Source organism: Hyalangium sp. (assembly GCF_035629615.1).
Taxonomy (GTDB): domain Bacteria; phylum Myxococcota; class Myxococcia; order Myxococcales; family Myxococcaceae; genus Hyalangium.
In genome coordinates this window covers 1-11,960 of sequence record NZ_DASPHO010000615.1, presented here as the reverse complement: position 1 = coordinate 11,960, position 11,960 = coordinate 1, and the positions used below count along the sequence as shown (strand labels likewise).

Sequence of the window (11,960 nt, the reverse complement as noted above, 5' to 3'; positions counted from 1 at the left end):
GGCCGAGCACGGGCTTCCATTGGGTGCCTGCGGCGAGGTGAAGAGTGCGGTGAGGACCGTGTCCGCGGTGACGACGAAGTTGCACGGGTTGGCGGTGCCGGTGCAGGCGCCCGTCCAGCCGGCGAACGTGTTCCCCGGGGTGGCGGTCGCAGTGACACTCACCAGGGTGCCATTCATGAACTGGGAGCTCGCGCCGGGGCAGGCCGCGCCGCAGTCGATGGCCGCCGGGCTGCTCACCACCCGGCCGGTTCCCGTGGAGGAAGGATCCTTGTCCACCGTGACCTGATACAGGCTTCCGATCGAGTCGGTGTCGGCGGCCTGGTTGTTGGTGGGATCGTTGTCGGTCACGCCGGAGGGGGTGGTCACCGAGGCCACGTTGGAGACGCGGCCGCTCCCGGAGCCGCTGATGACCGTCGCGTTCACGGTGAAAGTGGCCAGGCCATTGGCTGGCAGGTTGACCGTCGTATTGATGTTGCCCGAGCCTGCCGCCACGGCGCAGGTTCCACCGCCAGACGCAGTGCAGGTCCAGGTGACGGCGGTGAGCTGCGCCGGCATGGTGTCCGTCACGCGTGCACCGGTCACCGCCGAGGGGCCATTGTTCGTGACCCCGAGGGTGTACTGAACGGGCTGGCCCCAGGTGACGGCTGCGACGCCGTTGCTCTTCGTGAGCGCCAGATCCGCGAACACCACGCTCTGGGTGATGGTCGTCACGACCAGCGGCCCAATCAGAGGTGAGACGTTGTCGGCGCGGATGGTGTAGCTGCCGTTGTTCACGGTACCCGTGGCTCCGGGATTGATCCTCACCGTCATCTGGAAGGTGGTGCTCGCGGTGGGGTTGAGCGTGCCCAGGTTGCAGGAGACCGTGCCCGCCGAGCCCACCGGGGGAGCGGTGCAGGTCGCACCCGGTGCGTTGACACCGATGAAGGTGGTATTCGCTGGCAGCGGCTGGTTGACGATGACGTTGGCGGCAGCGCCCGTGCCGGAGTTCGTCGCCAGATAGGTGTAGGTCAGGTTGCTGCCAGCGTTCGCCTGGGCGGGAGCACTCGCGGCGATGGACAGGCCCGGAAGGAAGGCTCCGAAGCTGTCAACGTAGACATGGCCGTAGTGGCCGCCCTGTGCGCAGCCCGCGGCGATGATGTTGAGCTGGATCTGGTCCCCAATATCAAGGTGCGCGCTCCCAGGGGCGACGTCGAAGATCTGCCAGTCGGTGTAGAGCACCCCGGTGGAAGGATCCTCCTGCCAGGGCACGCCAGGCTGGTTCGAGTACGCGAAGGTCGAGAAGAGCTGTGTGCCCTTCGTGGCATTGTGGAGCAGGACGAAATAGTAGGGCTGGTCCTTGGCCGAGTGCCCCGGGTCCTGGAGGACCGGCGCGAGCGCGAAGCGGAGATGCACCTTTCCGTCCGCCGGATCGACGTCCGCATTGGTGATGGTGAAAATCTGGCGCAGGCTGTTGGTTTTTTCGCTCGCGCCCTGGCGGTTGATGACCGCGGACCACTGGCCATATTTCGGATAGCGAAGCGTCGACCTCGAGCTGAGGCCTGCTGGAATCTGCGATTCCGTCGCTCCCCCTACCGCTAGGGTCTGATTCGTCCCTCCGGTAGAGAGGTTCAGGTCGAAGACGTTGGTCGGCGGGACGACCCTCAATCCGGTGCGGTTTAGGTGCAGACCTACGGTCCAGCTACTCAGATTGCCATCCTCGAAGCCTCCATTGCTCACCAGAGGCGCTTCGACATGGCCGAGCGTGAGCTCCTCGGGAAGCACTCTGTCCAGCGCTTCCGGCTCGGCGCCGCACCCTCCTAGCAGCAGGGTGACAGCGGCGAAGATGAAGAGAGACGAGGCATTGAGAGTGGTTGGGCCCGGGCGCTTCCCGAGCATCCCGTGTCGGGTGCTTCTTCGGCTTGGCATTGTGATTTCCCCCCCTGTCGGTCCGACGCGAACCGTGGGAGTAAAGAATGGCAGGCGTCGTGTAGCTGCGTATGTAAAAGCGCTGAACTCGGCAGCCTGTCAAGCTTTCAACGCAAGAAGCTGATTGCGCCCGGCTGAAAATCCATGAACTGCGAATAGCCGGTTGGGTGTGCTGTGCTTGATATCCTTTGTTTCGGATTGGGGGTCTTTCAATACCCTCCGTTCAAAAATTGAACACGGGCGAGTCGAGCGAAGCGCTCCAATCCCTCGCATGTGGATCTGGCCGGGCATGCGTGAACTGCTGGAATGTCTGGGCTTGCTCGAAGTCTTCAGTAGCTGAGCTGGCAGCTTCCGTGTCTCAAGCGGCGACGGCCCCGTCACCCAGGAGCTGGGCATAGCGGCCTTGGCGCGCCACCAGCTCCGCGTGCGTGCCGGACTCCACCACCTGGCCCGCGTCCAGCACGACGATCAGATCCGCATCCCGCACCGTGGAGAGCCGGTGCGCGATGACGAGCACCGTGCGGCCCTTCATCAGCGCCGCCAGCCCCGCGCCCACCGCCGCCTCGCTGGCCGCATCCAGGGCGCTCGTGGGCTCGTCCAGGAGCAACAGCGAGGGCCGGCGCAAGAACGCCCGCGCCAGCGCCAGCCTCTGCCGCTGGCCACCCGAGAGCCGCGAACCCCGCTCGCCCACCGGTTCCTCCAGCCCCCCAGGCAGCGACCGCACGAATTCCTCCGCGTGCGCCAGCGCCAGCGCCTCCCAGACTTCTGCGTCGCTCGCCTCGGGCCGCCCCAGCAGCAGGTTGTGGCGCACCGTGCCAGAGAAGAGGACCGGCTCCTGGGGCACCCATGCCAGCTGGGCTCGCATGCTCGAGGGCTTCAGCTCCCGCATCGGCACGCCGTCCCATCGCACCGCTCCACCACTCGTGGGCAGGAAGCCGAGCAGCACCGAGAACAGCGTCGTCTTCCCCGCGCCCGAGGCTCCCACCAGCGCGACACGCGCTCCTGCCGGCACCGTGAGGCTCACCCCGCGCAGGCCCTCGCGGCCGTCCAGGTACGTGGCCCGTACCTCCTCGAGCACCAGCGCCTGGCTCAGGGCAGTGGCCTCGCGGCCCTCGTCCGGCGGCGCGGGCTCGTCCGCGATGGCGAAGAGACGCTCGGCCGCCACCAGCCCCGTGAGCACCTGAGAGAGCGTGCCGCTCAGCGACTTCACCGGCTGGTAGAGCAGCAGCACCGCCGCGAGGAAGGAGAGCAGCCGCCCCGCCAGGCCAGGCTCGGCCGCCACCGCGCGCGCGCCCCACGTCACCACCAGCGCTACGCCGACGATGCCCAACATCTCCACCGTGGGGCTGAAGGCGCCGCGCAGGAACAGCGAGCGGCGCATCTCCCCCAGGTAGCGCTCGGCCTCCACATCGAAGGTGGCCAGCGCCCGAGGTACCCCACCGTACGCCTGCACCACCGGCAGGTTCTGCAGCTGCTCGGAGGTGAGCGAGGTGAGCGCGCCCAGGCTCGTCTGTGAGCGCAGGGCCACCTTCTTCAAGGAGCGCGCGAACCGCGTCACCGGCACCACCGTGGCCGGCATCACCACGAAGGTGAGCAGGAACAGCTTCACGTCAATCAGCGCGCAGGTGACGAGCAGCGCCAGGATCTGCATCCCGTCCTTCACATAGGACGACAGCGCCTGCGTCACGGAGAACTCCACCAGAGGCACGTCCGCGGTGAAGCGCGAGAGCAGCTCGCCCGAGTGCCGCCGCTCGAAGAAGGCCGGGGGCTGGGCCAGCAGCCGCGAGTAGAAGAAGCCCCGCAAGTCCGCCATCACCCGCTGGCCCAGCCGCTGCATCCATCCGCCCTGGAGGAACTGGGCTGTGGCCTTCACCGCCGCCACCGCCACCACCAACAGCGGCAGGCGGCGCAGCATCTCCTCTGGCGGCAGCTTCAGGCCCGCCAGGGAGATGGACTCTCCCGTGAGCACGGCGCGCAGCAGCGGCCCCACCAGCCATGCGTATGCCGAGGTCGCTGCCGCGGCCAGCAGCGAGGCTCCCAGGCCCGCCACGAGCAGGCGCCGGTAGGGCCGCACATAGCCCAGCAGACGACGGTAGACGTGCGGCGAGGGACGGGGGGCCACGGCGGCGCGGACTCTCTCACCCTGGGTGCCCAGGGCCAAGGCGCTTCAGGGCGCTGGGCTCGCTTCCTCGTCTACCCCTCGGCCCTTCGGCCACCGCATGCTGGCCCGTTCGTTGCTGTAGGCGGGTGTGGCGGACAGCTTTCCGAAAGCCATGGACATCAACGATACGAACCAAAAAGAGGCGCTGTTCAGTCCAGGCTGTGAGCCGGTGGTCGAGGACGAGGAGCGCCGGCGGCTCCTGTGGCTCATGGCCGAGTACTTTCGAACAATCGGCTACACGGACATCAAGGCGCGGCTACCGGGCTTCATGCCGCCTCCCATTCTTTCCGGAACCATCGAAGATCACCGTCCCGATTTTACATGCCGGCAGACGGACTCGGCGCGCACGCCGATCATCCTCGAGATCGTCACTCCGGACATGGTGGAGGATCCCACCGCGGAGAACCGGTGGAGCCTGCTGGCCAGTGCCGCCAAGCTCTACACCGCGGAGCTGCACTTCGTGGTCACCAAGTGGTCTCCCTTGGGGCCAGTGGACCAGGCCCTCAAGCGCCGGCTGGCCCGCATGGAGCTGACGGTCAACCGCGTGTGGATGGTGTAGCCCTGGGCGCGCGCCCTGGATTGCTGGTCCCAAAGCCTGCGTTATAGTGGATCAGGTTTCTACGCAGGCTTAAAAGGACAGTAAATCCAGGGGTTTGACGGAATGCCAGCGGCGGCGGGACAGAAGCGCGACTACTACGAAGTTCTGGGCGTCCAGAAGAACGTCACCCCACAGGAGCTCAAGAGCGCCTTCCGGAAGGTAGCGCTCCAGCACCACCCGGATCGCAACCCGGGAAACAAGGATGCCGAGGAGAAGTTCAAGGAGGCCTCCGAGGCCTACGAAGTCCTGAGCGATCCCGAGCGCCGCGCCCGGTATGACCGGTTCGGCCACGCCGGGGCGGGTGGAGGCGCCGGCTTCGAGGGCTTTGGCGGCTTCCAGGGCGTCAACATCAACGACATCTTCGGGGACATCTTCGGCGAGATCTTCGGCGGCGGCCGGGGCCGCGGCCGGGGAGGCGTGGGCCGGGGGGCGGATCTTCGCTACAACCTGGAGATCTCCTTCGAGGAGGCGGCGTTCGGCTGCCGCCCCAAGGTTCCAATCCCGCGCCCCAAGAAGTGTGAGACGTGCAGCGGCTCGGGGAGCAAGAGCGGCGCGGCGCCCAAGCCGTGCGCCACGTGCGGCGGCGTAGGCGAGGTCCGCTTCACGCAGGGCTTCTTCGCGGTGTCGCGCGCCTGCAGCGACTGCAATGGCACGGGCGCCGTCATTCCGGATCCGTGCTCGCGCTGCCGCGGCTCGGGCAAGGTGCCCTCCGAGGAAGTGCTCGAGGTGAACATCCCGGGCGGTGTGGACAATGGCACGCGGGTGCGCCTCACGGGCATGGGCGAGCCGGGGGAGCGCGGCGGGCCGCCGGGAGACCTCTACGTCACGGTCATCGTCCGCGAGCACCCCCTCTTCCAGCGCGAGGACAACGAGGTGTTCTGCGAGGTGCCCATCTCCTTCACGCAGGCGGCGCTGGGGGCGAAGATCGACGTGCCCACGCTGGACGGGAAGGTGAAGATGACCATCCCCGGGGGCACGCAGTCGGGCAAGGTGTTCCGGCTGAAGGGCAAGGGCATCCCGCATCTGCACAGCCAGCAGCGCGGGGATCAGCACGTGCGCGTCATCATCGAGACGCCCACGGACCTGTCCGCCAAGCAGCGCGAGCTGCTGGAGAAGTTCGCGGAGCTGTCGGGCGAGGAGTCCCACCCGCAGTCCAAGAGCTTCTTCGACAAGGTGAAGGAGCTGTTCGGCTAGGCCGCGCGGAACAGGCCACGCCTGCGCGGTGTGATGACCTTGGTGTCGTCGCCCCTACCTCCACGGTGGGCGTGTGCCTGCTCAACCTTCGACGCTTCGAGTGGCTGCGCCGCGTGTGAGTGCCAGCGACTCGACGTTCGCCGAGATCCCAGTGAGTAGGCACTCACCATCTTGAGAGGGCATGCGCATCTGCCCCCCCACCATCACCCGGTCGGGGGGAGTTCACGTGGCCACGTACCGACTCATCCGCAAGCTGGCCGCGGGCGGCATGGCGGAAGTCTTCTTCGCGAAGGTTCTGGGAGCCGAGGGCTTCGAGAAGCCTGTCGCGGTCAAGCGCATCCTGCCCTCGCTCGCGCAGGACAAGGAGTTCATCGAGCTGTTCCTCCGTGAGGCGAAGCTCACCGTCTCCCTGCAGCACGCCAACGTCGTCCAGGTGTTCGACCTGGGGTGCGTGCGCGGCCAGTACTACATGGTGATGGAGTTCGTGGACGGAGAGAACCTCCGCTCGCTCCAGCGGGCCGCCGCCCTCCAGCAGGTGCCCCTGGGGCTGCGCGAAGTGTGCTTCATCGTCCAGCAGGTGGCCGAGGGCCTGGCCTATGCCCACGAGAAGCTCGACGCGTCCGGCCGGCCGCTCAACATCATCCACCGCGACATCAATCCGTCCAACGTGATGGTCTCCTCCGCCGGCGAGGTGAAGCTCGCCGACTTCGGCATCGCCAAGGCCGCCAACGTCCAGAGCGGCACCGAGGTGGGTCTCGTGAAGGGCAAGGTGGGCTACCTTGCCCCCGAGCAGGTGCGCGGCGCGGCGGTGGATCAGCGCGCGGATCTCTTCCTGCTGGGGTTGCTCCTCTATGAGCTGCTCTCCGGCCAGCAGCTCTTCAGCGGCCCGGACTACTTCCAGATCCTGCGCGACATCTCGTCCTTCGACGTGAAGACCGTGGTGCCCGTACCGGGCATGCCCGCGCCCCTGTGGAGCATCGTCACCCGGGCCCTGGCGCCGGATCCGGTGGCCCGCTTCCAGCGCGCGCGCGACTTGTCGGATGCGCTGCAGAACTTCCTCTTTGATCACCGCCTGCGTGTGGGGCCGCAGGACGTGGCCCGGCTCTTCGCGCGCAGCTGCCCCGGACGGCGGTCGCTGCTGGACACCGGAACCCAGGGGACGGCAGAGCCGCGCGGTGAAGAGATCCGGCTCGGCGCGGAAGGGGGCTCTCCTCCCACGGGGACGCGCAGCGTAGCGGTCCGCACCGCGACCGCGCAGGGGCAGCAGCAAGCGGCTCCAGCGGTGTCCGGACCGAAGACCGTTGCCATCCGTACGCACTCTCGATCGGAGCTGCAGCGCCCAGCCCTGCCGCCCACGCAGAGCCCCGCGGGGAGCCCGGAGCCGGGGCGCCGCCTCACGCCGGTTCCGTTGCCCCAGGGGAGCCTGGATCCTTCGCGTCGGATCCAGCTCCCGCCGCGCTCCGCGTCCGCCCAGGTTCTCCAACTCGCCGCGCTGCGCCCGCGTCCCGTGGTTCGCCGCCCGTTGGGAGAGCTGCTGCTCGCAGCCGGGAAGCTCACGGAGGCGCAGCTCCGGGGCATGCTCGAGCGGCAGCGGCGCGAGGGCGGCAAGCTGGGAGAGCGGCTCGTGGCCGAGGGCCTCGTCACGGACGAGGAGCTGGTGGCCACCATCGGCGAGCAGCTCGGCATCCCCTTCATCGCCGAGCACCAGCTCCGCGCACTGCCCGTGCCCACGCCGCTGCTGTCGCTGCTGCCGCTGGAGCACGCCGAGCGCTTCGAGGCTGTCCCCCTCACGCTCCAGGGCAAGGAGCTGTTCTGCGCCATGCGCGAGCCCCAGAACCTGGAGCGCCTGGATGAGCTCCAGTTCCGCACGGGCTACGCCGTGCGAGGGCTGCTCGCCAGCGAGGGCGCCATTCGCCGCACCCTCAACCGCTTCTATCGAGGTGACGAGCCCACCGTGGGGCCCGACTGGGCCAACCTGATGAAGGTGAGTGCCTCGGAGGAGCAGCCCGGCGTCACGCCCTTTGCTGACAAGCACACCCGCACTCGCGAGCGCGTGCTCGACGAGACCTTCTTCAAGGCCCCGGAGCCACAGCCTCCTGTCCAGGCAGCTCCTGAGCCGCCGCCTCCGGCCGCCCCTGCACCGCAGCCCGCACGCACTCCGCCGCGCTCGCTGGCGCGCACGCTGCTGGTGGTGGCGGATGACCCGGAGCAGCGGGACGCGGCCGTGCGCCTCTTCGCGAGACAGGGCGTGGCGGTGGCCGGCAGCTCCAGCGCCGAGGCCGAGCGCGCGGTCGCCCTGGGCGGAATCGAGGTCGCCCTCGTCGCGAGCGACACGCTCTCGGATGCGCCGGCGGTGGTAGCCCGGCTGTTGGCGGCGGCGCCCACCATGGAGGTCCGCGTGCTCCCCTCGCTGGCGGAGGCGCTCGGAGGCGAGGCGGGCCCTCTGGCGCGCGCGGCGCGGCTGCACGCGCGGGTGCTGGATGCGGCCCTGGCCGCCCTGGGAGGCGCGGGCGTGCAGGGTGCGGCGCTGGCGAAGCTGGCCCGGCGTGTGGCGCTCCGGCTCGGCGCGGGGCGGGCGGAGGCAGAGCGGGCCTCCGCAGCGGCGTACGCCATGGTCTGTGCGGCGCGCCTCGAAGGGAAGGAGATCTTCGCGAGGCCCGGCTGTGAGGCGGTCCGCGCGTTGCTCGGCCGGGATGCATGCGAGCTGGCCTCCGTCCTGGGTGCCAGCACGAAAGGGACACCTGCTCTCCAGCCCAGCCGCGCGGCCATGGCGCTGGGCGCGGCCACGGCGCTCATGGAGGCTGTGGGCACGGGCTCTCCCACACCCGACGATGCGTCGCGTGCGCTCGTCCGGCTGCGAGAGGAGGGGCGCGTGCCCGCCACGGCCCTGGAGGCCCTGGCCGCCGAGGTCGCCGAGCTGGTGCTCGGGGACGCCGCCTCTCCGACCATCGTCCTGGCCGAGCCGGATCCCGCGCGCTCCGCCACCCTCCAGGCGCGCTTCCTGGCCGAGGGTGTGCGAGTGTTGCTCGCGGACTCGGCCGCCCGCGTCCGGGAGCTGCTGGCGGGGGGGGCCAGAGCCCTGGTGATGGCCTCTCGCCTGCCGGACGGGGATGGCGCCACGCTCACTCGCTCACTGCGCGAGGCGGCGCCCACCGCCGAGCTGCCCATCTTCGTGCTGGCGCCTCCGGAGGACCCGGGCATGGTGGAGGCGGGGCTCGATGCCGGGGCGGACGACGTGCTCACCTACCCGGTGAACCCGGACGTGCTGGCAGCGAAGGTGCGCCGGGCTCTCCTGCCTCGCCGCTCCCTGGCGGCCGTAGCGGGCTGAGCCTCACAGCCGGGCCGCCTCGCCTGGCCGCTCGGGGTGCCGCTCGGCCACGGTGCGTGGCCGCACGCCCACGGCCCCTCGTGGATAACCCCTCGAAGTGTCAGGCAGTGGAGTGGGCACGGGCACTGCAAGTGCCAAGACGTTTTCCTCGGAATCTTCCCACCGCTCGATTGTCGACGGAGGCGCACCCACACTGCTATGCACCCCCCCACCATGGAAGTCCTCTCCATTTCGCGCCGAGCCTTGGGGCTGGCGCTGGCGCTGCTGCTCACCGCCTGTCCGAAGACGCCGACTCACGTCCGAGGAGGAGGCGGAGGTACCGAGGGTCCTCCGGACGAGGGAGCCCTCCCGACGAGGCCCCGCGTAGAGGCGAAGAAGGATGCGGCGGCGGACGCGGCGCTCGCCCAGGCCATCGAGACCGCGGCGCGCATGCAGAACAGGCACCAGGCGGCGGAGGTGTTCCTCACGGTGCGCAAGACGTACCCGGAGACCACGGCCAGCCAGGAGGCGCTCTACCGCGCCGGCGTCCTCTTTTTCGAGACTGAGGACTACGAAAACGCGAGGAAGACCTTCAACGAGCTGCTCTTCGAGAACCCGCTCTACCCGGAGGCGGAGGACGCCAAGCGCAAGCTGGCCCTCTCCGCGCTGCAGGTGGGCGCCTACCGGGATGCCTACCAGACGCTCTCCAGCCTCGCCGAGCGGGCCGAGGGCCCCGAGCGCGACAGGCTCCTCCAGGAGGCCACCCGTGCCGCCGAGGGCGCGGGCCTCTATGGGGCGGCGCTCGAGATCGCCGTGAAGCTCGCCGGAGACGCGAAGACGCCCGAGGCGCAGGCCGCCGCGGTGACGCGGGTGGAGCAGCTCGTGGAGGGCCGTGCGTCCTTCGTGGACGTGGCTCGCGTGATGGAGGACATGTCCCCCCGGCACCCGGCGTGGCCCGTGCTCACCTTCAAGCTGGCGCGCATCTACTACCACCTGCGGGACTGGACGCGGCTGGAGGAGACGCTGCAGCGCTTCCTGCGAGAGGTCCCCAGCCACCCGTTCGCCGGGCAGGCCCGGGAGCTGCTGAGCCGCGCCACCCGCCGTGTGGAGGTGCGCCCCAAGACGGTGGGCGTGCTGCTGCCGATGACGGGCCGCTACAAGCCCATCGGCGAGGCGGTGCTGCGCGGCGTGCAGCTGGCGCTGACGGGCAGCGACATCGAGCTCATCGTCAAGGACACCCAGGGTGAGGTGATGCTGGCCGGCCAGGCGGTGGAGCAGCTGGCCTTCGACGAGGGGGCCATCGCCGTGCTGGGGCCGCTGCTGCCGGATGACTCGCGGCGCGCCGCGCTGGTCGCCGAGGAGCTGCAGGTGCCGCTGCTGACGATGACGCGCTCGGAGGGCATCACCGAGATCGGTCCTCACGTCTTCCGCAACATGCTCACCAACTCCGCCCAGGCCCAGGCCATGGCCGACTATGCGATGCGGGTGCGCGGCTTCAAGCGCTTCGCGGTGCTCTACCCGAACATCCCCTATGGCGTGGAGATGGCCAACGGCTTCTGGGATCAGGTGGTGGAGAAGGGGGGCGCAGTCCGGGGCGCGGAGAGCTACGCGCACGATCAGACGACCTTCACGGACGAGGCCAAGAAGCTGGTGGGCCGCTACTACCTGGAGGACCGGGCCGACTACCTCGAGGGTGTCCGCGAGATCAACGCCGAGAGCCTGGATGCCTTCCGCAAGCGCAAGGCGGTGGAGAAGCTCAAGGGCGGTCTGGAGCCCGTGGTGGACTTCGAGGCCATCTTCATCCCTGACGACTGGAAGCGCGTGAGCCTGGTGGGCCCGGCGCTCGCGGTGGAGGACATCATCACCAACGCGTGTGATCCGAGAGACCTGGAGCGCATCCGCAAGACGACGGGGAAGCGGGACTTGAAGACGGTGACGCTGCTGGGCACCAACACGTGGAGCAGCCCCAAGGGGCGCTCCGGGCTACCGGAGCTCATCGAGCGCGGCGGCAAGTTCGTCACCTGCTCGGTGTACGTGGACGGCTTCTTCATCGACTCGCAGCGCCCGGCCACGCGCAAGTTCGTCCAGGCCTTCCGCGAGGCCTACAAGGACGTGGACAAGGAGCCGGGGCTGCTCGAGGCCATCGGCTATGACTCGGCGCTCATGGTGCGCCAGATCCTCGACAAGCAGCGTCCCCGCTCCCGCGGCGAGATGCGGGAGGCGCTCGTGAACCTGAAGAACTTCGAGGGCGCCACGGGGAGGACTTCCTTCAGCGAGAAGCGCGAGGCCGTCAAGCCGCTCTTCCTGCTGTCCGTGGACAACCGGGGCGTGAAGGAGCTCACCCCGGAGGCTGCGGGGACGGGGGGCTCGGGTTCATGAGGAACGGCGCGCGGCTGCTGCTCGCAGGGGTGCTGGTGCTGGGGGTGAGCTGTGCCCATGGACCGCAAGGGCTTGCTCCGGAAGTGCGCTCAGTGCTGGCGGAGCGGCCCGGGAGCTACGCGGCCGGAAGGGTGAAGGGCATGGCGGATGGGCCACTGCTCAACAACAAGGACTTCGTCTACTCCATTGCCTTCTCCCCGGACAGCTCGCGCGTGGCGTACACGCACCTCGGGCCGAAGTTCTACCAGCTCGCGCTGTGGACGCTGGGCACGCCGCCCGTGCTCGTCGCCGACAAGAACATCAACGCCTACGAGTTCGACCTGGAGGCGGTGAGCTTCTCCCAGGACGGCGGACTGGTGGCCACGGCGGGGCGGGACGGAGCGGTGCGCCTCTTCGACTCCGCCACCGGCGAGCCC

7 protein-coding genes are annotated in these 11,960 nt (G+C 69.2%); 5 read left to right on the top strand and 2 right to left on the bottom strand.

Annotated features, from left to right (window positions below; all coding sequences use genetic code 11):
• Positions 1-1,875: InlB B-repeat-containing protein (locus tag VD972_RS31150; RefSeq protein WP_414654158.1), on the bottom strand; the 1,875-nt coding region annotated here is incomplete at its 3' end.
• A 388-nt stretch (positions 1,876-2,263) separates the two neighbouring features.
• Complete coding sequence (locus VD972_RS31145; protein ID WP_324992418.1) at positions 2,264-4,027, bottom strand: ABC transporter ATP-binding protein; 1,764 nt, start codon at positions 4,025-4,027, stop codon at positions 2,264-2,266.
• A 151-nt stretch (positions 4,028-4,178) separates the two neighbouring features.
• On the opposite strand from VD972_RS31145, the gene VD972_RS31140 reads away from it, so the two are divergent.
• From VD972_RS31140 to VD972_RS31120, 5 genes are all read left to right on the top strand, one after another.
• Positions 4,179-4,625: a hypothetical protein gene (locus VD972_RS31140; RefSeq protein WP_324992417.1), complete on the top strand. Its 447-nt coding sequence runs from the start codon at positions 4,179-4,181 to the stop codon at positions 4,623-4,625.
• Positions 4,626-4,727: 102 nt separating this feature from the next.
• A complete protein-coding gene (gene dnaJ / locus VD972_RS31135) occupies positions 4,728-5,858 on the top strand; it encodes a molecular chaperone DnaJ (RefSeq protein ID WP_324992416.1) in 1,131 nt (376 codons plus the stop codon).
• 181 nt (positions 5,859-6,039) lie between these two features.
• Positions 6,040-9,186 (top strand): protein kinase domain-containing protein, encoded by a 3,147-nt coding sequence (locus tag VD972_RS31130; protein ID WP_324992415.1) that lies wholly within the window; start codon positions 6,040-6,042, stop codon positions 9,184-9,186.
• A gap of 213 nt (positions 9,187-9,399) precedes the next feature.
• The gene (locus VD972_RS31125) at positions 9,400-11,544 is read left to right on the top strand and encodes a penicillin-binding protein activator (RefSeq protein ID WP_324992414.1); all 2,145 of its coding nucleotides are present in this window, start codon (positions 9,400-9,402) and stop codon (positions 11,542-11,544) included.
• Positions 11,541-11,960: WD40 repeat domain-containing protein (locus VD972_RS31120; RefSeq protein WP_414654157.1), on the top strand; the 420-nt coding region annotated here is incomplete at its 3' end. The genes VD972_RS31125 and VD972_RS31120, both read left to right, overlap by 4 nt.

Bases quoted from the DNA above. Each gene is read 5' to 3' on its own strand.
- VD972_RS31140 (WP_324992417.1), top strand. From the start codon at position 4,179: ATGGACATCAACGATACGAACCAAAAAGAGGCGCTGTTCAGTCCAGGC.
- dnaJ (WP_324992416.1), top strand. From the start codon at position 4,728: ATGCCAGCGGCGGCGGGACAGAAGCGCGACTACTACGAAGTTCTGGGC.
- VD972_RS31130 (WP_324992415.1), top strand. From the start codon at position 6,040: ATGCGCATCTGCCCCCCCACCATCACCCGGTCGGGGGGAGTTCACGTG.
- VD972_RS31125 (WP_324992414.1), top strand. From the start codon at position 9,400: ATGGAAGTCCTCTCCATTTCGCGCCGAGCCTTGGGGCTGGCGCTGGCG.